The 19,233-nt window shown below is 60.9% G+C and carries 14 protein-coding genes; 11 read left to right on the forward strand and 3 right to left on the reverse strand.

Annotated features, from left to right (window positions below; genetic code table 11):
- The first annotated feature begins 244 nt into the window (after positions 1 to 244).
- From FCL40_RS13185 to FCL40_RS13195, 4 genes are all read left to right on the forward strand, one after another.
- Positions 245 to 1,873 (forward strand): PAS domain-containing protein, encoded by a 1,629-nt coding sequence (locus FCL40_RS13185; protein ID WP_136853769.1) that lies wholly within the window; start codon positions 245 to 247, stop codon positions 1,871 to 1,873.
- 745 nt (positions 1,874 to 2,618) lie between these two features.
- The gene (locus FCL40_RS13190; protein ID WP_136853770.1) at positions 2,619 to 3,152 is read left to right on the forward strand and encodes a hypothetical protein; all 534 of its coding nucleotides are present in this window, start codon (positions 2,619 to 2,621) and stop codon (positions 3,150 to 3,152) included.
- A 196-nt stretch (positions 3,153 to 3,348) separates the two neighbouring features.
- Positions 3,349 to 3,516 carry a hypothetical protein gene (locus FCL40_RS18605; RefSeq protein ID WP_169307124.1) on the forward strand — a complete coding sequence of 56 codons (168 nt, stop codon included), beginning with the start codon at positions 3,349 to 3,351 and terminating at the stop codon, positions 3,514 to 3,516.
- Between the two features lie 91 nt (positions 3,517 to 3,607).
- Positions 3,608 to 4,063 carry a low molecular weight protein-tyrosine-phosphatase gene (locus FCL40_RS13195; protein WP_136853771.1) on the forward strand — a complete coding sequence of 152 codons (456 nt, stop codon included), beginning with the start codon at positions 3,608 to 3,610 and terminating at the stop codon, positions 4,061 to 4,063.
- A gap of 72 nt (positions 4,064 to 4,135) precedes the next feature.
- On the opposite strand, the gene FCL40_RS13200 is transcribed toward FCL40_RS13195, so the two are convergent.
- Both FCL40_RS13200 and rne read right to left on the reverse strand, forming a co-directional pair.
- Positions 4,136 to 5,512 (reverse strand): cytochrome C biosynthesis protein, encoded by a 1,377-nt coding sequence (locus FCL40_RS13200; protein WP_136853772.1) that lies wholly within the window; start codon positions 5,510 to 5,512, stop codon positions 4,136 to 4,138.
- A gap of 232 nt (positions 5,513 to 5,744) precedes the next feature.
- Positions 5,745 to 9,047 carry a ribonuclease E gene (gene rne / locus FCL40_RS13205; protein ID WP_136853773.1) on the reverse strand — a complete coding sequence of 1,101 codons (3,303 nt, stop codon included), beginning with the start codon at positions 9,045 to 9,047 and terminating at the stop codon, positions 5,745 to 5,747.
- Between the two features lie 554 nt (positions 9,048 to 9,601).
- Here rne and rluC point away from each other — a divergent pair.
- On the forward strand, positions 9,602 to 10,582 hold the full coding sequence (gene rluC, locus FCL40_RS13210; protein ID WP_136853774.1) for a 23S rRNA pseudouridine(955/2504/2580) synthase RluC: 981 nt from the start codon (positions 9,602 to 9,604) through the stop codon (positions 10,580 to 10,582).
- Positions 10,579 to 11,223, forward strand: coding sequence for an HAD family hydrolase (locus FCL40_RS13215; RefSeq protein ID WP_136853775.1), 645 nt, complete (start codon positions 10,579 to 10,581; stop codon positions 11,221 to 11,223). The genes rluC and FCL40_RS13215 overlap by 4 nt, the downstream gene beginning before the upstream one ends.
- 105 nt (positions 11,224 to 11,328) lie before the next feature.
- Here FCL40_RS13215 and gltA read toward each other — a convergent pair whose 3' ends face one another.
- Positions 11,329 to 12,618, reverse strand: a complete 1,290-nt coding sequence (gene gltA, locus FCL40_RS13220) for a citrate synthase (RefSeq protein WP_136853776.1) — start codon at positions 12,616 to 12,618, stop codon at positions 11,329 to 11,331.
- 410 nt (positions 12,619 to 13,028) lie between these two features.
- Between gltA and sdhC the strand changes: the two genes are divergently transcribed.
- From sdhC to sucA, 5 genes are all read left to right on the forward strand, one after another.
- Positions 13,029 to 13,403, forward strand: a complete 375-nt coding sequence (gene sdhC / locus FCL40_RS13225) for a succinate dehydrogenase cytochrome b556 subunit (RefSeq protein ID WP_136853777.1) — start codon at positions 13,029 to 13,031, stop codon at positions 13,401 to 13,403.
- Positions 13,397 to 13,744 (forward strand): succinate dehydrogenase, hydrophobic membrane anchor protein, encoded by a 348-nt coding sequence (gene sdhD, locus FCL40_RS13230; RefSeq protein WP_136853778.1) that lies wholly within the window; start codon positions 13,397 to 13,399, stop codon positions 13,742 to 13,744. Before sdhC ends, sdhD begins: the two co-directional genes overlap by 7 nt.
- Positions 13,745 to 15,499, forward strand: coding sequence for a succinate dehydrogenase flavoprotein subunit (gene sdhA, locus FCL40_RS13235; protein ID WP_136853779.1), 1,755 nt, complete (start codon positions 13,745 to 13,747; stop codon positions 15,497 to 15,499). It abuts the gene before it with no gap.
- A gap of 13 nt (positions 15,500 to 15,512) precedes the next feature.
- Positions 15,513 to 16,220, forward strand: coding sequence for a succinate dehydrogenase iron-sulfur subunit (locus FCL40_RS13240; RefSeq protein WP_136853780.1), 708 nt, complete (start codon positions 15,513 to 15,515; stop codon positions 16,218 to 16,220).
- A gap of 191 nt (positions 16,221 to 16,411) precedes the next feature.
- Positions 16,412 to 19,225, forward strand: coding sequence for a 2-oxoglutarate dehydrogenase E1 component (gene sucA, locus FCL40_RS13245; RefSeq protein ID WP_136853781.1), 2,814 nt, complete (start codon positions 16,412 to 16,414; stop codon positions 19,223 to 19,225).
- The last annotated feature ends 8 nt before the right edge of the window (positions 19,226 to 19,233 follow it).

Below are 19,233 nucleotides of genomic sequence, written 5' to 3' on the forward strand. Positions count from 1 at the left end.
CATTGGGGTTTATTGTTTGTTCTACTTCAAATTAGACGCTCGAACTTATTTGTTTTTTGATTCACGTGTGATAATAATCCCCTGAGCAGGGATGAACCGTTTAAATTTTGAGAGCAGTTGAGTGATTGTTGAGCTTAGACGACTTTACCATTTCCCAACTCAGTTTCTAAGCCAGCAGGATGTGGCGGAACTGCAGACGCGGGCCAGGAGAAGGTTTGGCTTTGCCTTTCTGAAACTGAGCTTAGTGCTGCTGATCCTGCTCGGCCTGCTGGTGACGGGCAGCCATTATGGCACCTATCAAAGCAGCGTGGATGCCAAGCGGCGGGAGCTGGGTCAGACCGCTGTGCTGATTCATAACAGGGTAGGGCTGATCGAGCTGGCTCTGGATAGGGAGGTGGACGCCTTTTCCGCACACTTGGCGGCCGGCCTGGATCCGCGCAGTCGCAGTTTTTCTGTTCCCTCCAGCCTGTCGACCATCATCATGGCCCTGGGTTACGTGGATATGGGCACCTACAGTCAGGAGCTGTTCCTGAGGGCCAATGGGACAGAAAAATACCGCTACACCATGAGCCAGGCCGCCACCAGCGAGGAGCACTGGGCCAACTATTTCAAAGACCCGGACAGTCGCCAGGCGGTGTTCAGCATGGGGTCCCAACCCGATCAGGAATCCACCCTGTTTATCACTAAGCCTATCGTTATTCAGGGAGAGCTGATAGGGCTGTTGCAGCTTCATCTCGACAGTGCCCTGCTTGAATCCGACACCGTCAACCGTGGCAGCAATGACTGGATGATGTTTGCCAATGGCAGGGAGCTGTTTGGACGTGAGCTTGCTTACCCGATGCAGGCGCTGTCCGGCAGCAAGGTCGCCCAATGGGCCTTTTCCCACGGACCCTCTGGGGTCCTGCCGGTCAGGGCGGGGGTGCTGGCCTACCAGAATCTGGAGTTCCGGGCGAGAGAGGGGGAGCCCAACCCCCTGCGCATCAGCCTGGTGGCCCATGTTCCCTTCTGGAAGGGTTTGATCGATAACCCTTCCTTCCTGGTGCTGTGCCTGGTCGGGATCGGGGTGATGTTGCTGGCCTGCATGGGCGTCGCCGCCATGTTCACCCTGATGAGGTTGCAGGGCTGGGTGGAGGGGATGGAGTCCAGGATTCAGGCGATGGCGTTTGAGTCAGGGGAGGGGATGATCATCAGGGACAAGCAGGGGGTTATCATCAATGCAAACAGGAGTTTTCTCAGCCTGACCGGCTATGCCAAGGAGCAGCTAACCTGCACCAGCCGAAGCTTTATCGATCAGGATCAGCTTCAACCCAAACTGCACCAGGCACTGGTGAGGGAGCTGGAACGCTCCAGCTACTGGCAAGGCGAGGTACAGGTCCGAGATTGTAATGATGACACCGTGCCGTGTCAGCTGACCATGGCTGCGGTGATGGATGATGACGACAGACTGGGTTATATCGTAGAAAACTACTCGGATCTGACTCGCATCAAAGCACAGGAGAGCGAGCTAAGGGTGGCGGCGGCGGCTTTCGATTGCCACAATGCGTTGGCGGTCACCGATGCCGATGGTCGTTTCAAGAAGGTCAACCGCGCCTTTGAGCAGCTGACCGGCTACGATCAGAGCGAAGTGCTGGGTCATCGCCCCAATATCCTCAGGTCGGGTCGTCATGATGCTGAGTTCTTTCAAGGGTTGTGGCGTGAGCTTAGCCAAACCGGCTGCTGGCGCGGAGTAATCTGGAACCGGCGAAAAGATGGGTCAATCTACCCAGAAATGAAGGTGATCTCCGCCGTACGGTCAAAAGAGGGGCGGGTGACCCACTATGTTTCCATCGGCAGTGAACTTGCCCTGTCGTCGGTGCCCTCCCCCAAGGAGTGAGCCACACGCTATGCTTCGATGCGGCCTATACTTATAGGTGAAATGAATAGGAAATTCTGACAAGGTTCCACAGGCTTTGCCATGAGTGCTCGGGGTAGTGTGAGAACCTGTTGCTCAGGGAGGAGGTGTTCGGCGATGGGCCGGCGCTAAGTGCAAACTGCTGAGAGAGGGGAGGCGCGGCCTGAGGTACACCTTCATACAGGCATACAGGAGGTGCTCATGGACTGGTACTACATCACCCATGTGTTGTTCACCAAAGATATCCTGGGTCAACTGCTGCTTATCGTTTCCATAGTGGCTTTCGTTTACTGGACCGCGACCCGCACCTGAACCGGCGCCAATCTGGCGTCAGCGGCAGCTATCGCCGCTGTCTGTCGACAATGGCAATCTTGCCTAGCGATCATTGACCTCCTGTCCCCACCTGTTAGCTTCTTTGTCTGGCTTGGTATACGGGCCAATAAAGCGCATCAAGGATGAGCATTTTTCTAACCTCAATGGCACCACTGCTGCCGGCGTCCCGGTCCCGCGATGTTCACTGCCTATCTCAGGCAGGGATCCCTCCGCTGGGCTCAGGCCGAGGCGCTGACCTGCCAGTCATCATGGAGAGAGCAATGACGAAGGGAGTCATAACCGGCTTTATCGGGGGCGTGCTCACCGCCGTGGTTGGCCTCTATTGTGCGGAGCGTCTTGGATCTCCGGTGTCGAAGGGCTGGGAACGGCTGGGGCCACCGGCGGCGGGAAACCCATGGCAACGGAGAAGACCGTCAATCAGGATATTGCCCCCCATCCACTGGAGCAGAGGCTGGAGGCTGCGGCTGCCAAGCCGATCAGGATCGCCGTCAATCCCGGGAGCGCGGCGGAACCGGATTTCGACGCCCTGGTGAGGGATCAGCGTGTCGACGCTTCGGCGCTGTATCCGCTGATCAGCGCAACACGCTTTGATGCCGTTTTGGACAAGTTTGACGTCCAGGGGCAGCCGTCGGAAGAGGTGGCCCAGTTTCAGGCCCGCATCGAGGAGTTTATCCTTGCCTCAGAGATCAACCCCTTGCTCCAGGATGCCCGGGTTGCCTGTAACAATGACCTCTGCCTGGCGGAGTTCTCCTCGCTCTCCGGGCCTCAGTTGCAGGGTTTTGTCCAGGAGTTCCTAAGCGGAGCGGAGAGCCCCCTTCATCCGGGGGGCACCGTCACCCGTTATGAGAGGGAGGGGGATGGACGCCACTGCATCCGATTGGCGTTTAACTCAGATCCGGAGATTGTCGCCCTGATGATGCCACGGTAGTTGAACGTCATTGTTCAAAAATTAGGCGGTAATGCCTAATTTTTCAGTTTACCCTCAGATCAGGTTGGTGATCAGGGCCTGAGATCAGGAGGCGGTGATCACTGTCGTTCAGCCATGGAGACCGGCTGTCCCCAAGGGAGGACCTGGCTGCTGTCACGGTCTGGGGGGCAAGCTTCGGGTACAGGAGGGGGGGGTTATGACCGTATCCTCAACTGCAGTGACCGCACTTATCCATTTTTGTCTGACGCTGTTGGTGGTTCTGGCGTTGCTGCTCGGCTGGATCTGGCGGGTCAGCTGGCGTTTCGACGTGCCCAGGGGCATCACCGACAAGGCGATCGACGACGATCTCCACTATCACTCGTGAGAACCGAGGGGGGCGGTCCGAGCGGGGCTCGCCCCGGCGGGACGGGTCTGATAGTCTGACAGGCTCAGATTTAGTGGATTCGTGTCACTCAATGAACTATCAAGCTGTCTCCTCCGTTCTGTTTGTCTGCCTGGGCAACATCTGCCGCTCCCCCACCGCCGAGGCGGTGTTCCGTCACCGCTTTCAGGGAGCGGGGTTGGCCTTGGAACTGGACTCCGCCGGCACCGATGCCTATCACGCCGGTGAACGACCGGACCGGCGCTCCGCCTCCGCCGGCAGGCTCCGGGGATATGACTTCTCCGGCATCCGTGCCCGCCAGGTGACCGCCGAGGATTTCGAGCGTTTCGACCTGATCCTGGCGGCCGACAGCAGTAACCTGCGCGATCTGCGCGCCCGCTGTCCGGGCCACCTGGCCTACAAGCTGGATAGGATCGTCCACGCCGGCGAGGTGCCCGACCCCTATTACGGCGGCAGTGAGGGCTTCGAGCTGGTGCTGGACCTGCTGGAGCAGGCGGCGGACCGCTGGATAGAGCGTCTGGGGCACTAAAGAGGGACGTAGGAAAGAAAAAGCCGGCTCAGTGAGCCGGCTTTTTAGTGCCCGATTGGGGGCAGCACGCCCTTAGGCTTGTCTGCGCTCCCAGCGGCGCTTGATGGGCACGATGATGGCGGTGGCAGCGATGGCTCCCAGGATCATGCCGATGGCCACTACCGGGCTTTGCAGGGCGTTGGGGTTGACCGCCAGGGTACCGCCCAGGGACAGCATCATCACGCCGGACATCAGTTTCAGGGTCTGTCCCTCCTTCTCGGTCAGCTTGCGCTTGCCCATGGTCATGGCGAACACGGTGACGATCGCCGCCAGCGGGATCACGTACACCACGTTATACATCACCAGGTAGAGATAGCGGGTGCTATCGGTCATCTCATGCATGGAGAGCACGCTGGTGTAGATCATCGGGAAGCCGGCGGTGCACAGCAACTCGTAGGCGTTGGCCAGGATCGCCAGCACGGTGGCGCCGACGATCATCGCCGCCAGGCTGGAGGCACTGGAGAGCTTGCCCATCCGCTTGATCAAACCGGTGCGGTTCTCCGCCGACATGGACAGGGAGATCTCGCCCCGTTGCAGGAAGAACTCCTTGATGTTGATGCCACCCGCGACGATGGCCAGCATTCCCGCCGCCAGGATGATCCAGCCGCCGTCGGCGCCGTCCCCCAGCAGCTGGAACAGGTTTAGCCAGGCGGTCATAAACAGGAAGTAGATAAGACCAGAGAAGAACACGAAGATGCCGCCGACGATCAGCATGCGGCCGCGACTCTTGGCGTTCACCATCACGCTGAGCAGGAACAGCAGCACGAAGAAGGCGCAGGGGTTAAAGGCGTCCACCCCGGCCAGTACCACGGTCAACGCCGGCAGCGAAAGCTTCTCGGGATTGACCACGCCGATAAGGGGCAGCTCCACCGGTTGCACCGCAGGGGCGTTCATGTCGGTCACGCCGCAGGTGCCCTCCTCACCGTCGCCGCACTGGGCACCCAGATCCAGCGGGGCATCCATGTCGAGGCTGTCGCTGGCCACCATGTCGACGCCACTGAGGCTGCCTCCCAGGCGCTGATAGCAGGCGCGCAGCTGGTTCTCCAGGAACTGGCCGGTGGTTTGTTCGCTGGTGTAGCCAACGATGGGGGTGCCACACACCGCCATAAAGGGCACAGAGTTGGGGGCGGTGCCGGTCAGTTCGGCCACCCTCTGCCAATGGGCCCGGGTACCGGCGTCCTGTACCTTGTAATCCTTGAGGTCGATCCAGGGGTAGTGGGGCAGCAGCTCCTCCTCGATGAAGGGGTGAGCCTCGGCGCAGTGGGGACAGGTCTCGGACCAGAAGAAGTAGAGGGTCACCCTGGGTTGGCCCGCACTGTCATGGGTGAACCAGTCCGCGTCGGCGGCCTGGCTCAGGGGGGAGAGGAAGACGAGTAACAGGCCCAAAAGCAGGCCTCTGATGGGATTCATCGAGAATCACTCCTAAAACCGATTAACTACCATGTTAGTTTTCACTCTAAGGTGCGGAGTTCAGTGTTGGTAAAGGATTTTTATCAGGATGTTATCCAAGCCACGTTTTGGGCGACTTTCCATCGAAAAAGATGCAAAGGCGCACAGATTGTGATGCGGGGCAGCGGCTGACACCGCGGGCAAAAAAAAACCGACAGCCTGGGCTGTCGGTTTCTGTGCGGGTTGAGCGCGCTTACTCGGCGTCGGTCGGCTTGGTCATGCCTGCGTTGGAGGAGAAGCGGTAGCGGCTCTGAGCGAACTCGTTGGGCTTGGCTTCCACCTTGCTCTCTTCACTCTTGGGCACCACTACAGGCTCGAAATCCGGCACCTCCACCTGGGGCGTGGCGGCCTGGGAGAAGGCGGCCTTGGCAAAGCGGCTGCCTGCAGCCTTGGGCGCCGCGGCTTTCGCTTCCACAGCCTTAGGTGCTTCGGCGGGTGCTTCGGCCTGGGCTTCTACGGCCTTGGGCGCTTCCGCCTGGGCTTCGGCCTTGGGCGTTTCCGCCTGGGCTTCGGCCTTGGGCGTTTCCGCCTGGGCTTCGGCCTTGGGTTCTTCCGCCTTAACTTCGGCCTTGGGCGCTTCTACCTTGGTTTCGACCGCCTCGGGGGCGTCCGCCTTGGCTTCGGTGGCCTTAGGGGCTTCCGCCTTGGCTTCTACCGCCTCGGCTTTGGCTTCGACCGCCTTAGGCTCTTCAGCCTTGGTGTCTCCCTTGTCAGCCTTGGGCTTGCGGCTGCGCGGCTGGCGGCTGCGACGGGGCTTGGGGGCCTCGGCCTGCTCTTCGGTGTCGGCCGGGGCGGATTGCTGCTCGCCGTCGAACATCTCCAACTGGGTCTCATCCGCCAGGTCGGTGGTTTCGGGGTAACGGGCCGTTACCGGATCTTTCTGGGCTTCGGCCTCCAGATCGGCGGCGTCGGCGTCGACATCGTCGTCACGCTTGCGGCGGCGGCGCTGACCGGCGGCGCGCAGGTGACGGGGGCTGCGGCGACTGCGACGGTTGTTGTCTCGCTCATCCTCCTCACCGTTTTCACCACCCTCCGCATCGGCGGCCTGGGCGACCTCCTCGGCCTTGGCGTCCATGCTCTGCTGAACGACCACGGTCGGGGTTTCGTTCTTCGCTTCTGGCTGTGGGGTGACCTCGGTGGCAACGGCCTCGATCTGAACCTCCTGGGCCTTGGGCGCGTCCTCAACCTTGGGCGCGTCCTCATCCGCCTTGGGAGCGGTCTCTGCGGCGCGGGGTTCGGCGCTCAGTCGAACGGAACGCTCCAGCTTGCGGCGCTGACGGCGCTCCTTCATCACTTCGCGTTCCCGCTTCTCCTGCTGGGACGCCTCCTGGACGTCGCTGCCTTCGGCGAGCTCTTGTGGCTCCCTCTCCTTGCGGCGGCGGCGCTGACGGCTTGGCTGCTCCTGAGTATCCTCAGAGCGGGCCTGCTGCTCGGACTGACGACGTTCCTGCCTCTCTTGCGACTTCTGCTCGTCGCGACGGTCGTCACGACGGCGGCGATCTTTACGCTCACCGCGTTCCTGGCGGTCGCCACGCTCTTTACGCTCACCGCGCTCCTGGCGGTCGCCACGCTCTTTGCGCTCGCCGCGTTCCTGACGGTCGCCACGCTCTTTGCGCTCACCGCGCTCCTGGCGGTCGCCACGCTCTTTGCGCTCACCGCGTTCACCGCGTTCGCCACGACGACGGTCGCCGCGACGTCGGTCACCGCGCTTGGCATCGCGAGATTCCTTCTTCTCCTCCCGTTTGGGTTGCTCCTCTTCGCCACTAAACAGGGACTTCAGGGCACCGGCCAGCTTGGACAGAAGGGAGGGCTTCTCCTCTTCGACCTTGGGCTTCTTGTCCTTCTTGGGCTGCGGCTTAGCTGTCTCCTCCTTTGCCTTGGATTTCAGCTTCAGCTCTTCAGGCTTGGGAGCTTCCATGGCGCGGATGGCGGGACGATCGGCAACCTGCTTCTCCAGCTTGCGCGGCTCGTACAGCACCGGTTCCGGTGCCTCGGCGATCTTGTAGCTGGCTTCGGTGATGGTGTCATCCTTGCGGTGACGGGCCACGGTGTAGTGTGGCGTCTCCATATGAGGATGGGGAATCACGTACACCTCAACTTTGTGCCGCTCTTCGATGATGCGGATCGCCTTGCGTTTTTCGTTCAGCAGGAAGGCGGCCACGTCGGTGGGGACCTGGGCTTCGATCTGGGCGGTGTTGTCCTTGATCGCTTCCTCTTCCATCAGACGCAGGATCGACAGGGCCAGGGATTCGGTGCCGCGTACCACGCCCTGACCGCTACAGCGGGGGCAGATGTGGGCAGAGGACTCACCCAGGGAGGGGCGCAGCCGCTGGCGAGACATCTCCATCAGGCCAAAGCGGGAGATGCGGCCAATCTGGACCCGGGCCCGATCCTGGCGCACGGCGTCGCGCAGGCGGTTTTCCACTTCACGCTGGTGGCGCACCGGTCCCATATCGATGAAGTCGATCACCACCAGGCCACCCAGGTCGCGCAGGCGCAACTGGCGGGCGATCTCGTCGGCCGCTTCCAGGTTGGTCTGCAGGGCAGTCTCTTCGATATCGCCGCCCTTGGTGGCGCGGGCGGAGTTGATGTCGATGGCGGTCAGGGCCTCGGTGGGATCGATGACGATGGAGCCGCCGGAGGGCAGGCGCACTTCGCGCTGGAAAGCGGACTCGATCTGGCTCTCAATCTGGTAGTGGGTGAACAGGGGCACCTCGGCCTTGTACAGCTTCACCCGGCTGACGTAGTCGGGGCGCACCAGGTTGATGTGCTGTACCGCCTCGTCGTAGATGCGGGGGTGGTCCACCAGGATCTCGCCAATGTCGCGGCGCAGGTAATCGCGGATGGCGCGCACGATCACGTTGCTTTCCTGGTGAATCAGGAAAGGTGCGGAGCGGGATTGGGAGACCTCTTTGATCTTGTCCCAGTGGTTGAGCAAAACCTGCAGGTCGTACTCCAGCTCTTCGGCAGCCTTGCCGACGCCGGCGGTGCGGACAATCAGGCCCATTCCCTGGGGAACGGTCAGCTGGCTGAGGGCGTCTTTCAGCTCTGTGCGCTCGTCACCCTCGATGCGGCGGGAGATGCCGCCGGCACGGGGGTTGTTAGGCATCAGAACCAGGTAGCTGCCGGCCAGGCTGATGAAGGTGGTCAGGGCGGCACCCTTGCTACCACGCTCCTCTTTGTCCACCTGGACGATCACCTCCTGACCCTCCTTGATCACCTCCTTGATATTGGGGCGACCCTGGAAGGAGTATCCCTCGGGGAAGTACTCACGGGCGATCTCTTTCAGGGGCAGGAAACCATGGCGCTCGGCGCCGTAGTCCACAAAGGCGGCTTCCAGAGAGGGCTCTACGCGGGTGATTTTGCCCTTGTAGATGTTGGCTTTCTTCTGTTCGTGACCCGGAGCTTCAATATCCAGATCATAGAGGCGCTGCCCATCAACCAGGGCAACACGCAACTCTTCGGATTGAGTTGCGTTAATCAGCATTCTTTTCATCTTGGGTGATCCAATTTTCCATTGGTCACCGCTTCAGGTCGAGCGTCGGCTGCACCGGCACCCCAGAATCAAATTGCAGGCAGTCTCACGACTGGTTGACCGGGGCCTTGCCCATCAACACATCAGGTTACTGGGGGGTTGGCTGCGGGCACGCCGCAGATGCTCTGTCTCAACCCCTGTTCTCTTTGCTGTGCAGCTTACAACTGCTGCCGCCGCGCCTTGGGAGGCGTTGCGACTGAAATTTTTTCCCGGTACACCACCGGACGGAGGACCTGAAACGGTTTCCGATTTTGCATTCCTATTAGGGGGTCAACTGCTCGGCTGGAGTGTCGTGCCGGTCCTTTGGCAGGAGAGGGTTCCTCGCTGTCGCGGACCTGGCATCGTTTGACTTCTCAGTAAAAAAACCGATAGCAGGACCAAATCTGTGCAGACATGCTAAAAATCCAACTTTTAGTCAAGCTGCAACCGCAAGAATATAGCAACTTCCGCCCGCTGCGGCAATCGACAATCTCGATATTGTTCGCCGTGGCGCGATTCGGTGTACAATGGCGCCCATGACTGATTCATCACAGAGTAATTCACCCAAGGTGCAATGGGTGACCGTGGAGCCCGACTATCAGGGCCAGCGGATTGACAACTTTTTGCGCACTTTCCTTAAAGGGGTTCCTAAGAGTCTTATTTACCGACTGCTTCGCAAGGGGGAGGTCCGGGTCAACAAGAAACGGATCAAGCCCGAGTACAAACTGCAGGCCGGCGACCTGCTGCGTATCGCCCCCATCCGCGTCTCTGAAAAGTCCCAGGAGGAGACCCTGCCGTCGGCCAAGTTGACCAAGGTGGCCCAGCTGGAGGAGTGCATTGTCTACGAGGACAAGCTGATCCTGGTGATCAATAAGCCCTCTGGCATCGCGGTACACGGCGGCAGCGGGGTCAACTTCGGTGTGATCGAGGCCCTGCGCGCCCTGAGGCCGAAGGAGAAGCACCTGGAGCTGGTGCACCGGTTAGACCGGGCCACCTCCGGGCTGTTGATGCTGGCCAAGCGCCGCAGCGCCCTCAAGCACATGCAGGATCAGCTGCGCAGCAAGACCATGAAGAAGCAGTACCTGGCGCTGGTGAAGGGCAAGTGGCAGGATCGCGACCGGGTGGTCAATGAGCCGTTGCTGAAGAACACCCTCAACTCCGGCGAACGTATGGTGCGGGTCAGCAGTGACGGCAAGCCCTCCGAGACCCGTTTCCGGGTGCTGGAGCGTTTCGGCAGCGACGCCACCCTGGTGGAGGCCAGCCCCATCACTGGGCGGACCCACCAGATCCGGGTGCACACCCAGTGCAAGGGACACCCCATCGCCTGTGATGATCGCTACGGCGATGACGGCTTCGACCGCGCCATGAAGGAGAGGGGGCTCAACCGCCTGTTTCTCCACGCCCACAGGCTGCGCTTCCTCCATCCGGGGGAGGAGGTCACCATGGAGCTGGAGGCCCCGTTGGAGCCCAGGCTGCAGAAGCTGCTGAAGCGCCTCAAGACGGAGGAGCGCCCGTGAGCCGTTGTGACCTGGTGATCTTCGACTGGGACGGTACCCTGATGGATTCGGTGGATCGCATCGTCGACAGCTGGCAGCGGGCCTGCGCCGAGCTGTCCATGACGGTCAACTGCGCCGAGTCGGTGCGCTCCATCATCGGCCTCTCCATCGAGTCCGCGGTGGCGGCCCTGATCCCCGATCTGCCGCCTGAGCGGCTGGAACCCTTCGTCCGCACCTACCGCAGCTGGTACCTGGAGCGCTCCGACGTGCCCACGCCGCTGTTCGACGGTGCCGAGCCCCTGCTCCATGAGCTCAAGGGGCGGGGCTACCGGCTGGCGGTGGCCACCGGCAAGGGGCGGCCGGGCCTGGAGCGGGTGCTGGATGCCTCGGGACTGCGGCCGCTGTTCGATGCCAGCCGTACGCCCACCGAAGCGGCGTCCAAGCCTCACCCTGACATGATTCTGCAGCTGTGCACCGAACTGGATTGTCAGCCAAACAGGGCGGTGATGGTGGGCGATGCCCTGTTCGACCTGGAGATGGCCAACCGCGCTGGCGCCATCGGGGTGGGGGTCTCCTACGGAGCCGGGTCAGAGGATGTCCTGCGTTCGGCGTCACCCAAAGGGATCATCCACCACCCGATGGAGCTGCTTAACCTGCTCTGATTGAGGCTATTTTCCGATTGAGGCAATCGAATCTCCCAGTGCCCGTCAGGCATAAAAAACCCGGAATCAGGTTCCGGGTTTTTCTGTTTTTAAGGCTCGCTGACCTTAGTCCCTGTCAGACAGCTCGGCGTAATCGCGTCTGGCGGCACCGGTGTACAGCTGGCGAGGACGGCCAATCTTGTGGCCGGGCTGGCTCAGCATCTCCTGCCAGTGGGCAATCCAGCCTACGGTGCGGGAGAGGGCGAAGATCACGGTAAACATGGAGGTGGGGATACCAATGGCCTTCATGATGATGCCGGAGTAGAAATCCACGTTGGGGTAGAGCTTCTTTTCGACGAAGTAGGGGTCTTCCAGCGCAATGCGCTCCAGCTCCATGGCCACGTCGAGCAGTGGATCCTGGATGTTCAGCTCCTTGAGTACCTCATGACAGGTCTCACGCATCACGGTGGCACGGGGATCGAAGTTCTTGTACACCCGGTGGCCGAAGCCCATCAGGCGGAACGGGTCCTCCTTGTCCTTGGCCCGGGCGATAAACTCGGGGATGCGGTCGACGCTGCCGATCTCGGCCAGCATCTCCAGGCAGGCTTCGTTGGCGCCGCCGTGGGCCGGACCCCACAGGGAAGCCACACCGGCAGAGACACAAGCGAAGGGGTTGGCACCGGAGGATCCTGCCAGTCGCACCGTTGAGGTGGAGGCGTTCTGCTCGTGGTCGGCGTGCAGGATGAAGATGCGGTCCATGGCACGTTCAACAACCGGGTTCACCTTGTAGTCTTCACAGGGCACAGAGAACATCATGTGCAGGAAGTTGCCGGCGAAGGAGAGGTCGTTGCGCGGGTAAACGAACGGCTGGCCCAGGTTGAACTTATAGGCCATGGCCGCCAGGGTAGGCATCTTGGAGATCAGCCGGTAGGCGCAGATCTCGCGATGCTTGGGATCATTCACGTCCAGGGAGTCGTGATAGAAGGCAGACAGGGCACCGACGACACCACAGAGGATCGCCATGGGGTGGGCATCGCGACGGAAACCTTTGAAGAAGGTGGAGATCTGCTCGTGGACCATGGTGTGATAGGTCACGGTCTTTTCGAACTTCTCCAACTGCGCCTTGCTGGGCAGTTCACCGAACAGCAATAGATAGCAGACTTCTACATAACTGGAGCGGGTGGCCAGTTGGTCGATGGGGTAGCCGCGGTGAAGCAGCACGCCCTTGGCGCCGTCGATGAAAGTGATCGCAGACTCACAGGAAGCGGTGGCCATGAAGCCGGGGTCGAAGGTGAAGTACCCGTGCTTACCCAGGGAGCTGATATCGATGACATCATGGCCAGCGGTGCCCGATTTAATGGGCAGTTCCACCGCGTCCTGGCCTGGAACCTGGAGTGTGGCTTTAGATTCAGCCATACCGTGTTCTCCTTACTACATTCTTGTTATCTATCCGTAACGTCGTTCCCATTTTAAGAGACAGCAATCACAAAAATCAATTGCCTGGTCGGATGTTTAATCGAAATTGCTTCACTTTCATGCACTTTTGGACGCTATTCTCAGCTCACTGCCGGTTCGGATGGATCTGTGTGGCAAATCTCATAAATTGGCAAAATGTGATGTTTGTAATCAAAAACGGCGCTATGTATACTGGGCGCGGGCCGCTGAAAAGAGGCAGTAGAGCGGTGAGGTCATGCGGAATTTTCCAGCAATCACTCGGCTAACATATTGCCTGTTTTCTGTTTAAAACGCCTACCTAGGAGTAGGGACAACTGTCCCGGTTTCGGTGGAAATAACAAAAAGTGCTCAATGGAGCTGAGTGAGCAGCTGTGAATAAGCAAAGACCTGTGTACCTGGACCTGAGTCAGATCCAGTTTCCCGCCACGGCGATTGCGTCGATACTGCATCGTGTCAGTGGTGTCATCACCTTCGTCGCCCTCGCCATCCTGCTATGGCTCCTGGCCACGTCCCTGAGCGGTGCTCAAGGATTTGCCCAGGTTCAATCCTACTTCCAGACGGTTTTCGTCAAATTCATCGTGTGGGGAATCCTCACCGCTCTGGCGTACCACGCCATCGGCGGCATTCGTCACCTGTTCCAGGACCTGGGACACTTTGAAGAGATGGAGTCTGGCAATGCGTCCGCCAAGGTCAGCTTTGTCATCACTCTGGTGGTATCCGTTCTGGCAGGAGCCTGGCTATGGTAAAGAATGCCGCAACTTTCGGACGCAGCGGCGTCCAGGATTTCGTTCTGATTCGTGCCAGCGCCCTGGTGCTGCTGGCCTATGTCCTGTTCATGGTGGGGTATCTGGTTACCACTCCCTCACTGACGTTTGACACCTGGCAGGGGCTGTTCGCGTCTGTGGGCATGAAAGTGTTCACCCTGTTGGCGCTGATCAGCGTATTGATTCACGGTTGGATTGGGATGTGGCAGGTGGCCACGGACTACATCAAGCCCGCCAAGCTTCGTGCTTTTGTCCTGTTTGTGATCAACGTTGTCCTGCTGGCCTACCTGGCCACCGGTGTTGTTATTCTGTGGGGTGTGTAAGTGAGTATTCCAGTTCGCGAATTTGACGCTATTGTAATCGGTGCCGGCGGCGCAGGCATGCGCGCAGCACTGCAGATCTCCCAGGAGGGCAAATCCTGTGCCCTGCTGTCCAAGGTATTCCCAACCCGCTCCCATACCGTGTCCGCCCAGGGGGGCATCACCGTGGCCCTGGGCAACGCCCACGAGGACAACTGGGAATGGCACATGTACGACACCGTCAAGGGCTCCGACTACATCGGTGACCAGGACGCCATCGAGTACATGTGTAAGACCGGTCCTGAAGCGATCATCGAGATGGAGAACATGGGCCTGCCTTTCAGCCGATTCGACAACGGCAAGGTGTACCAGCGTCCCTTCGGCGGCCAGTCCAAGAACTTCGGTGGTGAGCAGGCGGCCCGTACCGCGGCGGCGGCCGACCGTACCGGTCACGCCCTGCTGCACTGCCTGTACCAGCAGAACGTCAAGAACAAGACCGAGGTGTACTCCGAGTGGTATGCCCTGGACCTGGTGAAGAATCAGGACGGTGCCGTGGTGGGTGCCACCGCCATCGACATCGAGACCGGCGAGATCGTCTTCTTCAAGGCCAAGGCCACCGTGCTGGCCACCGGCGGCGCCGGCCGCATCTACGCCTCCACCACCAACGCCCACATCAACACCGGCGACGGTGTCGGCATGGCCCTGCGCGCCGGAGTGCCGGTTCAGGACATGGAGATGTGGCAGTTCCACCCCACCGGCATCGCCGGCGCCGGGGTGCTGGTGACCGAGGGGTGTCGTGGCGAGGGCGGTTACCTCCTCAATAAGGATGGCGAGCGCTTCATGGAGCGTTACGCTCCCAATGCCAAGGACCTGGCCGGACGTGACGTGGTGGCCCGTTCCATCATGACCGAGATCCGCGAAGGCCGCGGCTGTGACGGCCCCTGGGGCCCCCACGCCAAGTTGAAGCTGGACCACCTGGGTGAAGAGGTGCTGGAGTCGCGCCTGCCCGGCATCTGTGAACTGTCCCGCACCTTCGCCCACGTCGATCCGGTGAAGGAGCCGATTCCGGTGATTCCCACCTGCCACTACATGATGGGCGGTGTGCCCACCAACGTGAACGGCCAGGTGATTGGTCTGGGTGACAAGCCGGTTCAGGGTCTGTTCGCCGTCGGTGAGATCGCCTGTGTGTCGGTCCACGGCGCTAACCGCCTGGGCGGCAACTCCCTGCTGGATCTGGTGGTGTTTGGTCGAGCGGCCGGTAAGCACCTGGGTGAAACCCTGGCGGCCCAGACCGAAGCCCGCGAAGCCTCCGAGTCTGACATCGAGGTTTCTCTGGCCCGACTCAACCGCTGGGAGAACAACCAGAGCGGTGAGGATCCAAACCAGATCCGCAAGGACCTGCAGAACTGCATGCAGCTGAACTTTTCCGTATTCCGCCAGGGCGACGCCATGGCCGAAGGCCTCAAGGAACTGAAGACCATCAAGGCCCGCCTTGAGAACGCCAAGCTCAACGACCGCTCCAAGGCGTTCAATACCAACCGCATCGAGTGCCTGGAACTGGACAACCTGATGGAGACCGCGCTGGCCACCGCCGAGGCGGCCAACTTCCGCACCGAGAGCCGTGGTGCCCACTCCCGTGAGGATTTCACCGAGCGGGACGACGCCAACTGGCTGTGCCACTCCCTGTATGACCCCATCACAGGTGAGATGTCCAAGCGCGATGTGAACATGTCGCCCAAGCTGCGGGAAGCCTTCCCGCCGAAGAAGCGTACCTACTAAGGAGTGACAGGGAATGAGTTTGCAAGTTTCCGTCTACCGCTATAACCCGGAGACCGACGCCAAGCCCAGCATGCAGGATTACACCCTGGACCTGCCGGAAGGCAAGGACATGATGGTGCTGGACGTGCTGCTGATGCTTAAGGAGCAGGATCCCGGCCTGACCTTCCGCCGCTCCTGCCGTGAGGGCGTGTGCGGTTCCGACGGCCTGAACATGAACGGCAAGAACGGCCTGGCCTGTATCACCCCCATCTCCGCCTTCAAGGGCAAGAAGCTGGAGATTCGTCCGCTGCCGGGGATGCCGGTGATTCGCGATCTGGTGGTGGATCTCAGCCTGTTCTACAAGCAGTACGAGAAGGTGAAGCCCTTCCTGATCAATGACGACAAGAACCCAGGCCGGGAGCATCTGCAATCCCCCGAGGAGCGTGCCAAGCTCGATGGTCTGTATGAGTGCATCCTGTGCGCCTGCTGCTCCACCTCCTGTCCCTCCTTCTGGTGGAACCCGGACAAGTTCGTCGGCCCCGCCGGCCTGCTGCACGCCTACCGGTTCCTGGTGGACAGCCGCGACACCGCCACCGACGAGCGTCTGGCGGATCTGGACGACGCCTTCAGCGTCTTCCGCTGCCACGGCATCATGAACTGCGTGAACGTCTGCCCCAAGGGTCTGAACCCCACCAAGGCGATCGGTCACATCAAATCCATGCTGCTGCAACGGGCGGTGTAACCATGCAACGTGTCGTTTATCGTTGTATTTAATATTGAGGTCACCTCTTCGGCTGCGAAGAGCGTGACCTTTTTGTATAGTGCCTTTAGCCACCAGCCTGATAACTACGACTAAAGGGCAGTGGCAAAAACAACAACAATGCCTTAGAAAGGCAACAGGCATAACCAGGCTTGGTTGATAAAGGAATACAGATGCAACAAGGCTCACTGCAGGACTGGCTGGACAGCTCCCATCTGGCCGGTGCCAACGCAAGTTATATCGAAGAGCTGTACGAACTCTACCTGGACGAACCAGAGGGGATTTCAGAGCAGTGGCGTGAGATCTTCGATCGGCTGCCCACCAACGGCGCAGGCCCGGAGGCGAATCATCGACGCATCCAGGACTACTTCCGTCAGGCGGCGATGGAGCAGACCAGTTCGGTCAAGACCGCGGTCGACCCGGAGCTGACAGCGAAGCAGGTAAAGGTCCTGCAGCTGATCAACGCCTACCGCTTCCGCGGCCACCAGGCCGCAGACCTCGATCCCCTGGGTCTTTGGAAGCGCGATCCCGTACCCGAACTGACCCCGGAATTCCACGGTCTCACCCTGGCTGACATGGAGCGCGAGTTCAATATCGGCTCCTACGCCTCGGCCAGCGGTGACACCATGAAGCTGTCCAAGCTGGTGGACGCGCTCAAGGCCACCTACTGTGGCTCCATCGGTGCCGAGTACATGCACATTACCGACACCGATGAGAAGCGCTGGATCCAGCAGCGGCTGGAGCCGGTCTCCGGCAAGGCCAGCTTCGATAACGACCACAAGAAACGGATCCTGAGCGGGCTGAACGCCGCCGAGGGTCTGGAGAAGTACCTGGGGGCCAAGTTCCCCGGTGCCAAGCGCTTCTCCCTCGAGGGCGGCGACGCGCTGATCCCGATGATGCGCGAGCTGATCTACCGCGCCGGTCACCATAACACCAAAGAGGTGGTGGTGGGCATGGCCCACCGCGGCCGCCTCAACGTGCTGGTGAACGTGCTGGGCAAGAAGCCCCAGAACCTGTTCGACGAGTTTGCCGGCAAGCACGATGAGAGACTGGGCAGCGGTGACGTCAAGTACCACCAGGGCTTCTCCTCCGACTTCGCCACCCCGGACGGCAACGTCCACCTGGCCCTGGCCTTTAACCCCTCCCACCTGGAGATCGTCAATCCGGTGGTGATGGGCTCGGTCCGCGCCCGCATGGATCGCCTCGGCTGCGAAAACGGCGCCAAGGTGATGCCGGTGACCATCCACGGGGATTCCGCCATCGCCGGTCAGGGGGTGGTGCAGGAAACCTTCAACATGTCCAAGACCCGAGGCTTCAGCGTGGGCGGCAGCGTGCGGGTGGTGGTCAACAACCAGGTGGGCTTCACCACCTCCAACCCGGAGGACACCCGCTCCACCGAGTACTGCACCGACATCGCCAAGATGGTGCAGGCCCCCATCTTCCACGTCAACGCCGACGATCCCGAGGCGGTGGCCTTCGTGGCCCAGCTGGCGGTGGATTTCCGTTTCGAGTTTGGCCGCGACGTGGTGATCGACCTGATCTGCTACCGCCGCCACGGTCACAACGAGGCGGATGAGCCCAACGCCACCCAGCCTCTGATGTACCAGAAGATCAAGAAGCATCCGACGCCTCGCAAGGTGTACGCCGACCGCCTCATCGACCAGCAGGTGATGAGCCCGGAGGAGGTGACCGAGCAGATCAACGGCTACCGGGAGCAGCTGGATAAAGGCGAGTGCGTGGTACCCGAGTGGCGCACCATGGAGGCTCATTCCGTGGACTGGACCCCCTTCCTGGGTCACGACTGGGACGCCGAGTACCAGTCCAGGGTGCCCATGGCCAAGCTGACCGAACTGGCCCGCGCCATCTGCGATGTGCCCGCTTCCCACAAGCTGCAGTCCCGAGTCGCCAAGACCTACAAGGACCGCGAGCTGATGGCGGTGGGTGAAAAGCCGCTGGACTGGGGGATGGCCGAAACCCTGGCCTATGCCACCCTGCTCGACAGCGGCACCCGCATCCGCCTCACCGGCCAGGACTCCGGCCGCGGCACCTTCTTCCACCGCCACGCGGTGCTGCACAACCAGGAGGATGCCACCACCTACATGCCCCTGCGTCACCTGAGTGACGATCAGGCGCCCATCGAGATCTACGACTCGGTGCTGTCCGAAGAGGCGGTGCTGGCGTTCGAGTACGGCTATGCCACCGCCGAACCCGCCACCCTGATCCTGTGGGAAGCCCAGTTCGGTGATTTTGCCAACGGCGCCCAGGTGGTGATCGATCAGTTCCTCAGTTCCGGTGAGCAGAAGTGGGGGCGTCTGTGCGGCCTGACCATGCTGCTGCCCCACGGCTACGAGGGCCAGGGTCCGGAGCACTCATCCGCCCGCCTGGAACGTTTCCTGCAGATGTGCGCCGACCACAACATGCAGGTGTGTGTGCCCTCCACTCCGGCCCAGGTGTACCACATGCTGCGTCGTCAGAGCGTCCGCCCCATGCGCCGCCCCCTGGTGGTGATGTCGCCCAAGTCGCTGCTGCGTCACCCGCTGGCCATCAGCGACCTGTCCGAGCTGGCCGACGGCACCTTCCAGAATGTCATCGGTGAGCTCGATGAACTGGATCCCAAGGCGGTGAACCGGGTGGTGTTCTGCTCAGGTAAGGTCTACTACGACCTGCTGGAGAAGCGACGTCGCAGTGAACTGACCAACGTGGCCTTGATCCGGGTCGAGCAGCTCTATCCCTTCCCCCATGAGGAGATGGCCAAGGTACTCGAGGCATACCAGCACGTAACCGATTTCGTCTGGTGCCAGGAGGAACCCCAGAATCAGGGGGCCTGGTACTCCAGCCAACACCATTTCTGGCAGGCGATCCCCTCAGGGGCCAACCTGACTTACGCCGGCCGTCAGGCCTCGGCGGCACCGGCGGTGGGCTACCCCTCCGTCCATAACAAACAACAACAGGCGCTGGTGAATGCCGCCCTGAATATTGAAGAATAATTGCACAA

It is taken from the genome of Ferrimonas sediminicola (genome assembly GCF_005116715.1).
Classification (GTDB): domain Bacteria; phylum Pseudomonadota; class Gammaproteobacteria; order Enterobacterales; family Shewanellaceae; genus Ferrimonas; species Ferrimonas sediminicola.